Here is a 14,712-nt window from a genome sequence, read left to right on the forward strand (position 1 = left end):
CTCCTGCTGGGACCAACCCCTTTCTGTCCAGCTAACGCTGGACAGATCCTTTTAAGCATTCCTTTCGACGGGCGGACATGGCCAGCACATCCAGCCGGGAAGCGGCTCTTGAGCGCCGTAAGGCCCTCACCAACGGCGGTAAAAAAGCCGTAAGCCGCTATACCTCAGCTCCAAGCCGAGTCCGCACGGTCGGCGACGCCCGTCCAACCCGGACAGGTGCCGCAGAGGCCGCACCAGCCAAGGCAGCCCCCTCTCAGGCAGCTCCAGTGCAGGCAGCACATGCTCCAGCCCGGGCTGCGAGCCGCTCCCTGCTGGGCACGGCCCCTGCCGCTGGACGCCGCAGTCCCGCCAAACCTGTGTCAAACCCCAGCCGTGAGTTGGTGCTGGCCCGCCGCGAAGCCCTGGCCAAGGGCGGCAAGCGCGCCGACACATCCAAGGACCGTACCCGCACTGATTTTCCCAAACCTGTGCCTGTGAAGGCCAGCGTGGCCGAACAAAAGCCAGCCACCGAGTCGTCCCGTTCTTCAGTTCCCCAGCTGTCCCTTTCGAATCCAGCTGCCAAGAGTGCTGATCGCAGGGTCACCGCAAAGAGAACCGCCATAACAAACCCCAGCCGGGCCCTGGTTTTGGCCCGCCGTGAATCCCTTTCCAAGCGCGGCAAGTCGGCCAGCACACCCTCCAGCACCAGTGCCGCAGCCGTTGCCCGCCAAGGCAACAGCGAGATGACCGGCCGTGAACTTTCCCAAAAGGTGCGGGAACTGAAGGCAAAAGTTGGCAGCGCCGGCACCAGCCGCAGCGGTGGCACCCGTCCTTCCGGCCCCAACATCCACGGCTCCAAGCAGGCAGCCGCCGCTGAAGCCCATTGGAAGGTTGGCGTCAGTGAAACCACCAGTGGCCAGGTGGTTACGGGCACCCAAGCCAACCGCTCGGTCAAAACCACTGGCAATGAGGCAAGCACCTGTCGTTCGATCACAGGTACCGAATACATGGGGGCGGAGATCTTCCGCACCTTCTGCAAGAGCGAGCCCAGCCCCAGCCAGCCGGCCAAGGTGCGCGTCACCGACACCAGCCACGGCAACCGGGTCACCGGCAATGAGGTAGGCAGATCCGAGAAGGTCACCGGCGACGAGCCCGGGACCTGCAAAAACGTGACCGGCACTGAATATGTGTCGGCCAACCAAATGGCCTCCTACTGCGGCGGCGGCAAGCCCAGCCCCCGCAAGGTGGGCCGAAGCCAGACCCAATCGGGCCAGGCTGTCTCCGGGGTGATGGTGGGTCGCTCTGAAAAGGTGACTGGCGATGAATCCGGTTCAGGCAAGCAACTCACTGGCAGCCAATACGTGGGCGATCAAAGCCAGATCGCTGGCAGGGCTCCCACCAAGGTTTCCACCCTCAACACCCTTAGGGGCACTGGCATTACCGGCACCCACGTGGGCCGCAGCCAGCACGTGACCGGCGACGAACCCGGCAGTTGCCGCATGGTGACCGGTGACGAATATGTGGGCAGCCAGCAATACGACAGCTTCTGCGGCACCAAGCCCGCCCCCGAGGCCGCCAAGGTGGGCTTTAGCGTCACCAACCGGGCCCAGGTGGTGAGCGGCACCCGCACCGGCCGCTCCGAAAAGGTGACGGGCGATGAGCCTGGCAGCTGCAAAGTTGTGACCGGCACCCCCTATGCAGGCCTTGACCAGGCAGGCAGCTTCTGCAATAGCAACCAGATCAGGGAAATTCGCCAGCGCACTCCGGTACGCGGCTCAAACAGGATGAGTGGAATCCAGCCAGGCATTGGCGGCGTGATGACCGGTGCCGGCCGCGGTGCCTGTGAATCCATTAGTGGCACTCCTTACATCGGCTCAGACCAACTGGCTGAAGCCTGCGGTGCGGCCAGTGCCACTGATGCCGACTTTCCCCAAGCCCTGGGCGGCAGCCAACCCTGGCAGCAATTCAGCGTCCAATCCCCAGCCCGCGTGGCCCACACCGCCCGTGAGCAGAGCAAGGCCGTAACCGGCACTAGCTACGAGCAAGGGAGCAGGATTACCGGCCCTTTTGATATGGCCGGTGACAAAGTCACCGGCACCGAACAGTTCCGCTTTGACCGCCGTGGTGCCCAGTTCTCCCGCGGACCGGTGGCCCCTGAAGCCGCCCACGCCCCTGTCGCCACTGTCGCCCCTGTCAGTGTCGATGAAGACGCCCGTCCCGTTTCAAGGGTCACCGGCGAAGGAATTTCAGCTGGCCTGAAAATCACCGGCGACGACTGGGACCGTGGCGACCGGGTGACCGGTACGGAAGGGGTTTCGGCCCGGCGTCGCAATCCCACCCGCACCGGTCCGATGTCGGCCATGGCCGGCCAACAGCCGAAGCGCAATGACGCCGTACCTGAGCCCGTCAGCCGGGTGACCGGTTCAAGCGGGAACACCAGCGCCGGCTCCTTGATCACGGTTTCCGGCGGAGCCCGCGGTTAAAACCTGATGCCCCGCCGACCTGCAGCCACCCCCTACCGCCCCATGGCAGCAACGGCTCCCCGCCGGCGCCCTGGGGCTCCAGCAGTGGCTTCCCGGTCAGCCTTCAGCCCCGGCTCGCCCGCAGTTGTCGGTGGAAATGGCGCCAGAGGTGGCAGCCTCCATCCCCTGACGGAGCGCCAGCAAAACGCCAGCCTGCATGCCTACGAAAGCCAGGTAAAAGGCAACTTTGATCGGATTGTGCCGCTTCTGAAGCGGCTCTCCGCCCTGCAGCACGAGGACAATTTCATCGAAGCGGCCCAGGGCCTATCGAGGGCAGAGCTTGGTTTTGAACTGCCCCTGCCAATCCTGGAGAAGGCCTGGGTTAGTCAGCTGGACATGCGCACCCTGTTTGCCTGGTGCGTATTTGAAACCTACGAACAGACCAGCGACAGTTTTTTCCAGGTTGATCCCCTGCAGGGCAAACCGGGCAGCCCGGCGGCAGAAGAATTCAACGCCTTCCTGCTCTCCTGCGGCTTCCACCTGCTGGATGTGACCCCCTGTGCCGATGGGCGCCTTGCCCATGCGATCGCCTACGCCCTGCGGCTGCCCTTTAGTTCCGTGCGGCGGCGCTCCCATGCCGGTGCCCTGTTTGACGTGGAGAACACGGTCAACCGCTGGGTAAAAACCGAGCATCGCCGCTACCGGGAAGGCCTACCTAACCCGGCCCATGAGGACAGCCGCTACCTAAAAGTGGTGCTGTATCACTTCAGCTCCAAGGACCCCAGCCACGAGGGCTGCGCAGCCCATGGCAGTAACGACGGCCTAGCCGCCAGCTGCGGCCTAAACCGGCTGAAGGATTTCCAGCAGGCCGTGGAAAACAGCTTTTGCTGCGGAGCCTCAGTTGACCTGCTGTTGATGGGCATCGATACCGACACCGACGCCATCCGCGTACATGTACCAGGCATGGACGGCAGCACCAACCTGGAACGCTGGCTCGATGCCCAAGAGGTCTATGGCGCCACCGCCCACCTGGGCAGCGCTGAGGCCAGGGTTCGCATCCAGGCGCTGGTGGAGCAGGCCGCTGCCTCAAGTCCTGACCCCGGCATGGTGAAGCTGGTGGCCCGGCTTCTGGAGCACAACATCTCCCAGATCGACTACGTGCGCCAACACCACGCCAGCAGTTACGCCGATGCCGGCCATGCCGAGCGTTTCATTGGTGTGGGCATTGGCTTCAAGGAAATCCACCTGCGCAATCTCACCTACTTCGCATATATGGACACCGTCGAAGAGGGGGCCCCGGACCTCGATGTGGGCGTAAAAATCTTCAGCGGCCTCAATGTTTCCCGGGGTCTGCCAGTGCCGGTGGTGGTGCGGTTTGACTACAACGGCCAGGTGCCTGGCGCCAAAGAGCGGGCGATTCGCAGCTGCAAACGGGTTCTGGCCGCCATGGAAAACCGCTATCCGGACCTCTTCTCCCAGGGGTTGCTGCATGCCCTCCTCACCGTGCGGGACCAGGACCGCCACACCCCTGCCGAGGCAGTAGGTTCCACCATCACATTCACCAGCGGAGGGGGGCACTGAAATGTTGATCTGCCAGGTGATTAAGCCATTGGTATCCACCAACCGCATACCCGATTTCGAGCACAAACACCTGCAGGTGGTGCTCGATGGCAGCACCCAAAAGGTGGCGGTAGATGCGGTTGGCTGCATCCCCGGCGACTGGGTGATCTGCGTCGGCAGCTCGGCAGCTCGGGAAGCGGCGGGCAGTAAGTCGTACCCGAGCGATCTCACAATTGTTGGGATCATTGACCACTGGGATCCGGAAGCCGGCAAACCACCTGCTCCAACTGGGGGTGCCGCCTAATGGAAATCATGCAGGTCACCGGTTCATTGGTCTGCACCCAGCGGGTGCCCGGGCTGGAACACTCCAACCTGCGGGTGCTGCGTACCCCCAAGGGCAAGCTCAGCGTGGCCGTTGATCCGGTGGGGGCATCTCCAGGCAACTGGGTGTTCACCGCCAGCGGCTCCGCGGCCCGCTTCGCCTGCGGCAATCCCGAGGTCCAAACCGATCTAACGATCGGCGGAATCATCGATTTTTGGGAGCCAGACGGCTAGGGGCAACCGGCAGTTTTCTGCCCCAACCCCGGTCTTACCCACAGCCCCCAACCCCCCTGAGCCATGGCCACCCCACCACCACCTCCCAACTCCCGAACAGCCCCAGCCGCCAAGGCGCAAGGCAGTTCAGCCGCGCCCTCTGGCACCCCAGCCCCTGCATCAGTGCCCCCCAAGGCCCTGCCGGCAGCAGCACCCAAGGTTGCTGATACCAAGCCTGCCGAGAGCAAGGCTGCTGAGAGCAAGGCTGCTGAGAGCAAGGCCACCGTCGTCAAAGCCACCGTCGTCCCCAAGGCGACCACGGCAAGGTCTTCGGCAGCCAGGTCTTCCGCAGCCAGGTCTTCGGCAGCCAGGTCTTCGGCATCTAGCTCCAGGGCAACCACGTCCAAAGCAACCACGTCCAAAGCAACCGCGGCCAGCACTCCGGCCCGCAACACCAGTGCCGGCGGCGGCGCTGGCACCTCCCGTCCCACCAACTCCCCCCGCAGCAACGCCATGGCTCCTTCCATTCAGGGCATCGCCCTCGGCATGATCGAAACCCGTGGCCTGGTCCCCGCGATTGAAGCGGCTGACGCCATGACCAAGGCGGCTGAAGTGACCCTGATCTCCAGGGAATTTGTCGGCGGCGGCTACGTCACCGTGATGGTTCGCGGCGAAACCGGTGCCGTTAATGCCGCTGTGCGCGCCGGTGCAGACGCCTGTGAGCGCGTTGGCGACGGCCTTGTCGCTGCCCACATCATTGCCCGCCCCCACACCGAAGTGGAGCCCGCCCTGATCGCCACCGCCACCACCCGCCGTCTCTGATGACCATGGGCGCCGTCCATCCGCGCGTCCTGGGTTATCTCGGTCGCGCCCTAAGTCTTGAACTGTCTGCTGTGCAGCAGTACATGACCCAGGCCTCCCTTGTGGGGCTATGGGGAGATATGGACGCGGCCGAACGTTTTCGCCACGAGACCGTGGAGGAAATGCAGCACGCTGAAAAAATTGTGCAGCGCATGCTGGCCGTTGGGGTGGCCCCTGCCGCATCCCAGCTGCGCGCCGTTGCCCATGCCCCTGACCTGGTGGGGCTGCTGCGCCACAACACCGTGCTGGAAAACGACCTAATCCAGCACTACGGCGAAGCAGTGCGTTTCTGCCTGCTCATTGGCGACGGCGCCAATGCAGAATTTTTCCAAGAGCTTCTCAGCGACGAACAGCACCACGGTGCCGAGCTGGACGCCTGGCTCAAGAGCCTGGGCGGACAAAGCAGCCGACACCTCGAGCGGGCCACTTTCTAAAACCAAGCCCCCTTGAATCCCCCCCTTCCCCTGCCGATCCAGCTGGTCTGGCTGATACCGCTCTACGGGTTCAGCGGCATGGTGTTTTCATTGCCCTGGACGGCCGGTTGGTTCCCCCGCAATGGCCCCCGGCCCGCTGCCTACCTCAATCTGCTCCTGACTCTGGTGGCCGTCTTACACGGCAGTTGGATTTTGGGGCTGGTTTGGGAGCTGGGCCCCCAACACCTGGATTGGCCCTGGTTGACGGTGGCCGACCTAGATCTGCGCATCGGCTTCGAGCTTTCGCTCACCAACCTGGCGGCCCTCGAACTGGTTACCTGCATGAGCCTGGTCAGCCAGGTTTTTGCCCTGGGCTACCTGGATAAGGATTGGTCCCTGGCCCGTTTCTATGCCCTGGTGGGCTTTTTCGAGGGGGCCATGGCGGGAGTGGTGCTGAGTAGCAACCTCTTTTTGAGCTATTTCCTGTTGGAAATGCTCACCCTCTCCACCTATTTACTGGTGGGTTTTTGGTACGCCCAACCCCTGGTGATTACCGCAGCCAGGGATGCCTTCCTGACCAAAAGGGTGGGGGATGTGCTTTTACTGATGGGCATGGTGACCCTGTCGGCCTGGGCCGGCTCGATGGAATTCAACGATCTCTATGCCTGGAGCGCCCAGGCAAACCTGCGGCCCCTGGCTGCAACCCTGCTGGGATTAGGCCTGATCGCTGGGCCGATAGGCAAGTGCGCCCAATTCCCGATGCACCTCTGGCTGGATGAGGCCATGGAGGGTCCCAACCCGGCCTCAATCCTGCGCAATTCGGTGGTGGTGACCGTTGGTGCCCTGGTTTTGCTGAAGTTGATGCCCCTGTTGCAGATGTCGCCCCTGGCAACCCAGGTGCTGCTGGCCGTGGGCGTGATCAGCGCCCTGGGCGGCGCCCTGGTGGCGATTGCCCAGGTGGACCTGAAACGGGCCTTCTCCTATTCCACAAGCTCCTATTTGGGCCTGGTTTTTATCGCCATTGCCCTGCAAAAACCGGGCCTGGCACTGCTCCTGCTATTTGCCCATGGCCTGGCAAAGGCCCTGCTGTTCATGAGCGTTGGCAGCGTGATTGCCACCACCAGCTGCCAGGACCTCACCGAGCTAGGCGGCCTGGCCGGCAGGATGCCAGCCACCACCATTGCCTACCTGGTGGGCGGCGCCGGCCTGGTGGGGTTGCTCCCCCTGGGATGCTTCTGGTGCTACGGCCTGCTAGTTCAAAACCTGAGTGCCAGTGCCCCCTGGTTTGCAGCTGTTTTTGTGGTCACAAACCTGCTGACGGCCCTCAACCTCACCCGGGTATTCCGCCAGGTGTTCCTGGGGCCTGCCAGGCCAAAAACCAAGCGGGCACCTGAGGTCAATTGGCTAATGGCCACGCCGATGGTGGCCCTGAGCGTGGTGGTGCTGCTGATGCCCTGGATCATGGCCCGCATTGATCCGGTGCCCGGCATCGCCTCCTTCTCCATACCGGTCGCAGCAACCGTGGCGGCCAGTGGCCTGGCAGGGGTTTTGATTGGCTGCCAACTAAGGCTCGACACCTTCTGGTCGCGCTCCCTCCTTAAGCCCCTGCGGGTGCTCCAGGATCTGCTCGCCTACGACTTCTACACCGAGACGATTTACCGAAAAACCGTGGTGGCCTTTGTATCCCGCCTGGCCCAACTCACCGATTGGCTTGATCGGATGGTGGTGAATGGTTTTGTAGATGGCCTGGGGCGGTTTTCGCTAGTGAGTGCCGAGAACCTCAAGCTTGGCGTCAGTGGCCAACTGCAGAGTTACGTGCTCACCGTGATCGTGGCGATCGTGATCCTGCTCAGCTCCCTCACCTGGCTCTTCGCGTAGGACCAGATGCTCAGCGCCCTCCTACTGATTCCCTTCCTGGGAGCCCTGCTGCTGCTGCTCTGGCCCACCAAGGCAGAGCCGGGCCAGCTGCGGGCGGTGGCAATCGCCGTACTGACAACCCAACTGCTGGCCAGCCTGCTGGTGCTGCTGCGCTTTGATCCCAGTGAAAGCGGGATGCAACTGCAGGAATCACTCAGTTGGGTGGTGAGCCTGGGCCTCGATTACAGGCTGGGGGTGGATGGACTATCCCTGCCCTTGGTCCTGATCAACGCAGGCCTGACCCTGGTTTCCGCAATCTGCACCAGGGACATCAGCCAAAGGCCCCGCATCTACTTCGCCCTGCTGCTGGTGATCAGTGGGGCGGTTAATGGGGCGTTTTTGGCGGAAAATTTGCTGCTGTTTTTCCTTTTCTACGAACTGGAACTAATTCCCCTGTGGGCCCTGATCAGCATCTGGGGCGGGGCCAACCGGGCCTACGCCGCCACCAAATTCCTGATTTTCACAGCGATCTCGGGGATGCTGATCCTGGGTTCCTTTCTGGGCCTGGCACTCTTTACGGGCTCGGTGGACTTCAGCCTCACCCCGGTCACCAGCGAGACCCTGGCCATGGGCAGTCAGCTGGTATTGCTGGGGGCGATGCTGGTGGGATTTGGGATCAAAATCCCCCTATTCCCTTTCCACACCTGGCTTCCTGACGCCCATACCCAGGCCTCCACCCCCGTTTCGGTGCTGCTGGCCGGGGTGCTGCTGAAACTGGGCACCTATGGAATGCTGCGCTTTGGTTTGGGCCTATTTCCTGAGGCCTGGGCCGTTCTGGCCCCCTGGCTTGCCATATGGGCAGCCATTTCGGTGCTCTACGGCTCCCTGGCCGCCATTGCCCAGCAGGACATGAAACGGATGGTGGCCTACAGCTCGGTGGGACACATGGGCTACATCCTCCTAGCCGCTGCTGCAGCTACGCCAATCAGCCTGCTGGGGGCGGTGTTCCAAATGGTCAGCCATGGCCTGATCTCAGCCCTGCTGTTTCTGCTGGTTGGCATCGTGTACCGCAAAACCGGCACCCGCGATCTGCAGGTGCTCCGTGGTCTGCTCAACCCCGAGAGGGGCCTGCCCTTGACCGGTACCTTGATGATTCTTGGCGTAATGGCCAGTGCCGGACTGCCTGGCATGGCGGGTTTCATCTCGGAGTTTCTGGTATTCCGGGGCAGTGTGGCTAGCTTTCCGGTCGCCACCCTGCTCGCCATGGTGGGTTCTGGCCTGACCGCCGTTTATTTCCTATTGCTTGTGAACCGGGCCTTTTTCGGGCGATTGGCGATCACCCCGCCCAGCGATCCCAGCACCGATCGCCGTCTCGATGTGCAACTGGCGCCAGTGGCCCCCAGGGAGATAGTGCCTGCCCTAGCCCTTTCCCTGCTGGTAATTGGCATCGGCCTTGTGCCATCTTGGCTTTCCCGCATCAGTGAATCCGCCAGCGCGGCCCTGGCCCTATTACCCGGAGGCCTGGGCTGATGCCTGTTATCTCGGCCGATCTGGTCCGCCGCGGGCCCATGGCCACGGCCAGCGAGCTGCAGGAGCAGTTGTTGGGCGGCCAAACCCTGCTCAGCGAAAGCCGCGAGCACCTAATCGAGGTGGTGGATGTGCTGGCGAGCTATGGGGAGGTGCTGGATGCCTACAGCATCAACCTGATTTACCAGGCAGAGCGGCAGTTCCTGGTGCCCTTTCCCCTTTTCAAGTACCTCGACGGCGACGTCAATCCGGCAAAAATCTGGCGCCATCTCTGGCACGACCGGATCAACTTTGAGTACGCCGAATACTGCATGAAGGCGATGCTCTGGCATGGCACAGGGGGCATGGATGCCTACCTGGATTCGGAAGCCTTTGCTGAATCCTGCAGGGCGATCATCCGCCGCAAAACCAAACGCGATCCCCTGCTCGCCCTACTCAATCCCCTATTTCGCAACTTCCTGCCCGAGTTGATTCGCACCGCAGCCACCACCCATGCCCTTGGCCAGTTTTGGCGGGTAATGAGTGATTTGTTTGTGGCCCTCGCCCAGGCTGAGGCCGATGGGCGGGTGGATTCGATTGAGAAGGTGGTGGAATTTATTAAAGATGGCCTGGTGACCGCCGCGGCCCAGCCGATCACCTACGCCGTGGAAATTGACGGTGAAAAGTTTTGGGTGCTAACTCCGGAGGCGGGGCTTACCTTCCTGGGGGATGTGGCCGTGCCCTACGTGGAGGCCGTTTTCCTGCGGGGCCTGCCCTTCCTGGGTACGGTCAGTTTCAATGCCCAGGCCCAGCAAATTTCCCCCGACCAGGGCAAGTTCGCCTATGGGGCCCTATTTGCCGATCCCCTGCCGACCATGGGATCTGGCATTCCCCCCAGCCTGTTAATGCAAGACATGTTTCGGCATCTACCGGAGCGTTTGCACCAGCTCTACCGCCAGAAGGGCCGGGGCGAAGGGGATGTGAGGGTGAAGATCTGCATGAGTTTCCAGAAGTCGATGTTCTGTGTGACCAATGCGGCCATCAGGGGCACCTTTCCCCACTCCCTAGCCAGCAGCGACCCGGCAGAAACAGCCGCCAACAGCGCCTATGCGGCCAGCTGGGCGAGCCGCCTAAGCCTGGCGCGCACCGATTGCCTCTAGGGAGAAAGAGCTGAGCTGGCCTAGGGTTAGGGCCATGGATCAGCCCTGGACCCCTCGCCCCAAACCGGAACAAGCCGACCGACTAGAGCGGCGGATTGAATTTGGGGATTACGAGGCAACTCGCCTATTTCTTGAACAGTTGAATGCCCTTTCGGAGGAGCAACAGCGCTTTCCCGATATCAGCTTTGGTCGCACCTACGTGAACCTCACGGTGCGACCAGAAAGTGATGGGGCTGCGATTGATGGGCAAGACCAGGCCTTTGCCGCCGCAATCGACGCCCTCCTAAACCAATGAGCACTGGTGCCGATGGCGACCAGGTCGATCTGCGGGCCGCCTACGAAGGGGCAGGCATTCAAGCCGTGCTGGAGCAACTGGACCAGGAGCTGATTGGCCTCCGGCCGGTAAAGGCCCGCCTCAGGGAAATAGCCGCCCTGCTGGTGGTTGACCGGGCCCGGCAGCAGGTGGGCCTGGAGACGGCTCCCCCAAGCCTGCACATGTCCTTCACCGGCCGCCCCGGCACGGGCAAAACAACAGTGGCAGAAAGGATGTCCAAAATCCTGCACGGCCTTGGTTATGTGCGCAAGGGGCACGTGATCACGGCCACCCGCGACGACCTGGTGGGCCAGTACATCGGCCATACGGCGCCCAAAACCCGCGAGATGCTCAAAAAGGCCATGGGTGGGGTGCTGTTTATTGATGAGGCCTATTACCTCTATCGCCCAGAGAACGAAAGGGACTACGGCGCCGAGGCAATTGAAATCCTGCTGCAGGTGATGGAAAACAACCGCGATGATCTTGTCGTGATCTTTGCTGGTTATAAGGATCGGATGGATGTGTTTTATCAATCCAATCCCGGGCTTTCTTCACGGGTTGCAAACCACATCGACTTCCCCGACTACAGCGCCGATGAACTACTGGCCATTGCCCGACTGATCCTGGCGGCGGAAAACTATCGCTTTAGTGAAGAGGCAGTGGCGGCCTTTGCCGATTACATCCAAAGGCGGATGCAACTGCCCTTCTTTGCCAATGCCCGCTCCATTCGCAATGCGATCGACCGGACCCGGATGCGTCAGGCCAACCGGCTGTTTAGTCGCATGGGTAGCCCGCTCACCAAGCTCGACCTAATGACCCTGGAAGCGGAGGACATCACCGCCAGCAGCGTGTTTGCAGGCGAAGTTGAAGGGCTTGACCCTGCCAAGCCCCTCACCTAGGGTCTGCCGAAATCCCCTTCGCAGCCTCCCCCAATGAAATTGATCCGCCAAGCCCAAGACAACCTGGCAAAGGTCGGATTGGCGGTGGGACTGGGGCTGGGCATGGCAATCATTGATCCCCTCGCCGGCGTTGCTGGCCCATGCAGCTTCCTGCAACCCATAGGTGGCAATGGCAGCTCGCCAATAGTTGCCAAGGCGGTGGGTAGGGGCAAACTGATTGGCCAAACCAATTGGAACACCGACTTTTTTGTCACCCAGCCCTATAGCAGCTACAAGTTCTTCTTTACCGCAAATTCCTCTGACCCCAATGCCCAGTACCCGGTAGAGGCCTACATGAAGTTCAGCGATGGCTCCAACCTGCAGGTTGTCAACACCTTGATGAATCCGCCGATGGGCACCGGGAAAATGTTTGGTCCTTTCCCCTCTATTCCAGGTAAGCAGACCAGCCAGATGAACTTCAAGGTGGGAGCCAGCAACGACCCGGGGGCCCTTGGATTCAGCTATCGCATCTCCGTGCAGGGATGCCTCTGATCTAAAGGGCTCGGGTTTCCCTAGCGCCTTTTGCGGCAGTCAATCTGCAGCAAATCGCGCACCTGCTGGACCTGGCGGGAGAGCTGGGGATCAGTGTTGAGGCGTTTTTCAACCTGATCCACGGCATACATCACGGTGGAGTGATCCTTGCCGCCAAAGACCTCGCCGATGCGGGGTAGGGAAAGGTCCGTGCTCTGACGAATTAAAAACATCCCCACCTGGCGGGCCTGACTCACGGCCCGCTTGCGGCTGGCACTGCGCATCTCATCGACGCCCACCCCAAACACCTCAGAGACCTTCTCAATCACCTTTTCGGGCTTGACCTCCACGTCCACCCCGGCCGGGTCGAGCATCGGCGCCACCGATTCCACGGTCATGGGCAGACCGGTGATCGAAGCGAAGGCCACGGCGCGGGTGAGGGCCCCCTCCAGCTCCCGGATGTTGGAGGTAAAACGCCCGGCAATGAACTGGATCAGCTCCCGGGGCAAAACCATCTGCTCCTGCTCGGCCTTTTTATGGAGAATCGCCATGCGCGTTTCCAGATCGGGCACCTGGATGTCGGCGATCAAACCCATCGAAAAGCGTGAGATCAGACGTTCCTGGAGGCGGGTAATTTGGCCGGGGGGCCGGTCGGAGGCAATCACGATTTGGCGGCCCGCCTCATGCAGGGCGTTGAAGGTATGGAAAAACTCTTCCTGGGTGTACTCCTTGCCCTCAATGAACTGGATGTCGTCGATGAGGATCAGATCGGCGGCGCGATAGCGGTCGCGGAAGGCCTGCATGCCGTCCTTGCGGATCGCCTGGATTAGGTCGTTGGTGAAGGTTTCGGTGCTCACGTAGAGCACCCGGGCCTCGGGGTTGATCTCCAGGCGGTATTGGCCGATGGCCTGCATCAGGTGGGTCTTACCTAGCCCCACGCCACCACAGAGAAACAGGGGGTTGAATTCCCGGCCTGGGGCCTCCGCCACCGCCAATGAGGCGGCGTGGGCCATGCGGCTGTTGGGACCCACCACAAAACGGTTGAAGACGTAGCGGGGGTTCAGTCCGGGCGCCATTTTGCGCGGTGCTTCGCCCGTGGCCTTGGCGGGGAGCGCCGCAGGGGCTGGAGACCCGGCAGCTGGGGATCCCGCCACTGGGGATCCGGCGACTGGGGGGGCCAGGATGTCGTCGCCGCTGGCGGCCGACACCAACACCTGCACGGAGTGGCCGGCAATTTCGCTTGCCACCGCCTCAATCGTGCCGAGGTAGTTCTTGTGCAGCCAGCCGCAGGCAAAGCTGTTAGGGGCTAGAAGCTGCAGTTGGCCGTCCGTGAAGGAGGTGCAACGGGCCGGCCGTATCCAGGTCTCGAAGGTGGGCTTACTGAGGTTGGCCTGGAGTGCCTGTTGAACCTGGTGCCACAGCTGGTCTTCCTGTAGCACCAGAAACTTCGCCACCAAGGGTGCTGAATATACGCAGATCAAACGGGTCCGTCCGTCTTAAATGAGTCGAAATCACACCTGGCCCACACCCCCGCCCATGCGCCGCCTTTCCCTGGGCCTCAGCACCGGACTGCTACTCCCCCTAACGCTGCTGGCAAGCTGCGGCACGGGCTTTCCAGGTTTTAGCCAGGGCCCCAAGGATGGCCGGATCAGCGATGCCGCCCCGGCGGCCGTGCTGAGCGGCAGCAACAACGTGATCGTGGCGGCGGTGGCCAAGGTGGGGCCTGCGGTGGTGCGGATCGACACCCTCAAGCGCCTGGTAAACCCCCTCGGCGGCCTGTTTGGCAATGGGCCCACGATCCAGCAGCAACAGGGCCAGGGATCCGGCTTCATTACCCGCTCCGACGGGATCGTGCTGACCAACGCCCACGTGGTCGAAGGGGCCTCGGAGGTGAGTGTCACCCTGCCCGATGGCCGCAGCTTCAGCGGCAAGGTGTTGGGTTCTGATCCCGTTACGGATGTGGCGGTGGTGAGGGTTGTGGCCAGCGGCCTACCGGTGGCCCCCCTGGGGGATTCAGCCAAGGTGCGCCCGGGTGAATGGGCCATTGCCATCGGCAATCCCCTGGGCCTCGACAACACGGTGACCGCCGGGATCATCAGCGCCATCCAGAGGACCAATGCCCTCGGCGAGGGCCAACGGGTGCCCTACATCCAAACTGACGCAGCGATCAATCCGGGCAACAGCGGCGGCCCCTTGATCAACGACAACGGCCAGGTGATTGGCATCAACACGGCGATTCGCAAGGCCCCTGGCGCCGGCCTCAGCTTTGCGATCCCGATCAATGTGGCCCGCCAAATCGCAGGCCAGATTCTCCAGCGGGGCAGCGCCAGCCATCCCTATATCGGCGTGCGGCTGCAGGCCCTAACTCCCCAGCTGGCGAGGGAAATCAACGCCAGCACCAGCGAGTGCCAGGTGCCCGAGGTGAATGGGGTAGTGGTAGTGGAGGTGGTACCTGGCAGCCCGGCCGCCAGGGCTGGATTGCGGCCCTGCGACCTGCTCGAGAAGGTGGGTGATCGGGCCGTCAGGAACCCCTCAGAGGTGCAACTAGCCGTGGAGCAGGGGGAGGTCGGCAAGCCCCTCGTCCTGGTGGCCAGGCGCCAAAACACGATCAAAAACCTGATGCTTCACCCGGTCGAATTGCCCCAGAAAGGTTGAGCG

Annotated in this window: 15 protein-coding genes; 13 read left to right on the plus strand and 2 right to left on the minus strand. The window is 62.3% G+C overall.

What is annotated here, in order from left to right; all coding sequences use genetic code 11:
- Positions 1 to 77: 77 nt before the first annotated feature.
- From KBY58_RS07955 to KBY58_RS07970, 4 genes are read left to right on the plus strand one after another with little or no spacing between them, the layout of a single operon-like run.
- Positions 78 to 2,462, plus strand: coding sequence for a CsoS2 family carboxysome shell protein (locus KBY58_RS07955; RefSeq protein ID WP_255003829.1), 2,385 nt, complete (start codon positions 78 to 80; stop codon positions 2,460 to 2,462).
- A 6-nt stretch (positions 2,463 to 2,468) separates the two neighbouring features.
- Positions 2,469 to 4,022, plus strand: a complete 1,554-nt coding sequence (locus KBY58_RS07960; RefSeq protein ID WP_255003830.1) for a carboxysome shell carbonic anhydrase — start codon at positions 2,469 to 2,471, stop codon at positions 4,020 to 4,022.
- A 1-nt stretch (position 4,023) separates the two neighbouring features.
- Positions 4,024 to 4,305 carry a carboxysome peptide A gene (locus KBY58_RS07965; protein WP_255003831.1) on the plus strand — a complete coding sequence of 94 codons (282 nt, stop codon included), beginning with the start codon at positions 4,024 to 4,026 and terminating at the stop codon, positions 4,303 to 4,305.
- Positions 4,305 to 4,556, plus strand: coding sequence for a carboxysome peptide B (locus KBY58_RS07970; RefSeq protein ID WP_254928147.1), 252 nt, complete (start codon positions 4,305 to 4,307; stop codon positions 4,554 to 4,556). Before KBY58_RS07965 ends, KBY58_RS07970 begins: the two co-directional genes overlap by 1 nt.
- Here the strand turns inward: KBY58_RS07970 and KBY58_RS13155 are convergent.
- Complete coding sequence (locus KBY58_RS13155; protein ID WP_255003832.1) at positions 4,553 to 5,050, minus strand: hypothetical protein; 498 nt, start codon at positions 5,048 to 5,050, stop codon at positions 4,553 to 4,555. The two genes, KBY58_RS07970 and KBY58_RS13155, sit on opposite strands and share 4 nt — an antisense overlap.
- On the opposite strand from KBY58_RS13155, the gene KBY58_RS13160 reads away from it, so the two are divergent.
- The 8 genes from KBY58_RS13160 to KBY58_RS08015 all read left to right on the plus strand — a co-directional run bounded on the left by KBY58_RS13160 (position 5,049) and on the right by KBY58_RS08015 (position 12,075).
- Positions 5,049 to 5,357 (plus strand): BMC domain-containing protein, encoded by a 309-nt coding sequence (locus tag KBY58_RS13160; protein ID WP_261346194.1) that lies wholly within the window; start codon positions 5,049 to 5,051, stop codon positions 5,355 to 5,357. The genes KBY58_RS13155 and KBY58_RS13160 overlap by 2 nt on opposite strands.
- Positions 5,357 to 5,830: a bacterioferritin gene (locus KBY58_RS07985; RefSeq protein WP_255003833.1), complete on the plus strand. Its 474-nt coding sequence runs from the start codon at positions 5,357 to 5,359 to the stop codon at positions 5,828 to 5,830. The genes KBY58_RS13160 and KBY58_RS07985 overlap by 1 nt, the downstream gene beginning before the upstream one ends.
- Before the next feature lie 12 nt (positions 5,831 to 5,842).
- Positions 5,843 to 7,687 carry an NAD(P)H-quinone oxidoreductase subunit F gene (locus tag KBY58_RS07990; protein WP_254933503.1) on the plus strand — a complete coding sequence of 615 codons (1,845 nt, stop codon included), beginning with the start codon at positions 5,843 to 5,845 and terminating at the stop codon, positions 7,685 to 7,687.
- Positions 7,688 to 7,693: 6 nt separating this feature from the next.
- A complete protein-coding gene (locus tag KBY58_RS07995; protein ID WP_255003835.1) occupies positions 7,694 to 9,196 on the plus strand; it encodes an NADH-quinone oxidoreductase subunit M in 1,503 nt (500 codons plus the stop codon).
- Entirely contained in the window at positions 9,196 to 10,332 is a 1,137-nt protein-coding gene (locus KBY58_RS08000; RefSeq protein ID WP_255003836.1) for a CO2 hydration protein, read from the plus strand. The genes KBY58_RS07995 and KBY58_RS08000 overlap by 1 nt, the downstream gene beginning before the upstream one ends.
- Positions 10,333 to 10,366: 34 nt before the next feature.
- A complete protein-coding gene (locus KBY58_RS08005) occupies positions 10,367 to 10,627 on the plus strand; it encodes a 4a-hydroxytetrahydrobiopterin dehydratase (RefSeq protein WP_254933506.1) in 261 nt (86 codons plus the stop codon).
- The gene (gene cbbX / locus KBY58_RS08010) at positions 10,624 to 11,544 is read left to right on the plus strand and encodes a CbbX protein (protein WP_255003838.1); all 921 of its coding nucleotides are present in this window, start codon (positions 10,624 to 10,626) and stop codon (positions 11,542 to 11,544) included. The genes KBY58_RS08005 and cbbX overlap by 4 nt, the downstream gene beginning before the upstream one ends.
- Before the next feature lie 102 nt (positions 11,545 to 11,646).
- Positions 11,647 to 12,075: a hypothetical protein gene (locus KBY58_RS08015; RefSeq protein ID WP_255003845.1), complete on the plus strand. Its 429-nt coding sequence runs from the start codon at positions 11,647 to 11,649 to the stop codon at positions 12,073 to 12,075.
- Positions 12,076 to 12,095: 20 nt separating this feature from the next.
- On the opposite strand, the gene dnaA is transcribed toward KBY58_RS08015, so the two are convergent.
- A complete protein-coding gene (dnaA, locus tag KBY58_RS08020) occupies positions 12,096 to 13,508 on the minus strand; it encodes a chromosomal replication initiator protein DnaA (RefSeq protein WP_409995733.1) in 1,413 nt (470 codons plus the stop codon).
- A gap of 82 nt (positions 13,509 to 13,590) precedes the next feature.
- Here dnaA and KBY58_RS08025 point away from each other — a divergent pair, with 82 nt between their 5' ends.
- Positions 13,591 to 14,709, plus strand: a complete 1,119-nt coding sequence (locus tag KBY58_RS08025) for a trypsin-like peptidase domain-containing protein (RefSeq protein ID WP_254933508.1) — start codon at positions 13,591 to 13,593, stop codon at positions 14,707 to 14,709.
- The last annotated feature ends 3 nt before the right edge of the window (positions 14,710 to 14,712 follow it).

Origin of the sequence: Cyanobium sp. HWJ4-Hawea, assembly GCF_024345815.1 — a bacterium.
Taxonomy (GTDB): domain Bacteria; phylum Cyanobacteriota; class Cyanobacteriia; order PCC-6307; family Cyanobiaceae; genus Cyanobium_A.

Excerpts from the sequence above, each read along its gene's own strand:
- KBY58_RS13155 (WP_255003832.1), bottom strand. The coding sequence starts at position 5,050 with ATGGCGTTGCTGCGGGGGGAGTTGGTGGGACGGGAGGTGCCAGCGCCG.
- KBY58_RS13160 (WP_261346194.1), top strand. The coding sequence starts at position 5,049 with ATGGCTCCTTCCATTCAGGGCATCGCCCTCGGCATGATCGAAACCCGT.
- KBY58_RS07985 (WP_255003833.1), top strand. The coding sequence starts at position 5,357 with ATGACCATGGGCGCCGTCCATCCGCGCGTCCTGGGTTATCTCGGTCGC.
- KBY58_RS08015 (WP_255003845.1), top strand. The coding sequence starts at position 11,647 with ATGGCAATCATTGATCCCCTCGCCGGCGTTGCTGGCCCATGCAGCTTC.
- KBY58_RS07970 (WP_254928147.1), top strand. The coding sequence starts at position 4,305 with ATGGAAATCATGCAGGTCACCGGTTCATTGGTCTGCACCCAGCGGGTG.
- cbbX (WP_255003838.1), top strand. The coding sequence starts at position 10,624 with ATGAGCACTGGTGCCGATGGCGACCAGGTCGATCTGCGGGCCGCCTAC.
- KBY58_RS07955 (WP_255003829.1), top strand. The coding sequence starts at position 78 with ATGGCCAGCACATCCAGCCGGGAAGCGGCTCTTGAGCGCCGTAAGGCC.
- KBY58_RS08000 (WP_255003836.1), top strand. The coding sequence starts at position 9,196 with ATGCCTGTTATCTCGGCCGATCTGGTCCGCCGCGGGCCCATGGCCACG.
- KBY58_RS08025 (WP_254933508.1), top strand. The coding sequence starts at position 13,591 with ATGCGCCGCCTTTCCCTGGGCCTCAGCACCGGACTGCTACTCCCCCTA.
- KBY58_RS07965 (WP_255003831.1), top strand. The coding sequence starts at position 4,024 with ATGTTGATCTGCCAGGTGATTAAGCCATTGGTATCCACCAACCGCATA.
- KBY58_RS07995 (WP_255003835.1), top strand. The coding sequence starts at position 7,694 with ATGCTCAGCGCCCTCCTACTGATTCCCTTCCTGGGAGCCCTGCTGCTG.
- KBY58_RS07960 (WP_255003830.1), top strand. The coding sequence starts at position 2,469 with ATGCCCCGCCGACCTGCAGCCACCCCCTACCGCCCCATGGCAGCAACG.
- KBY58_RS08005 (WP_254933506.1), top strand. The coding sequence starts at position 10,367 with ATGGATCAGCCCTGGACCCCTCGCCCCAAACCGGAACAAGCCGACCGA.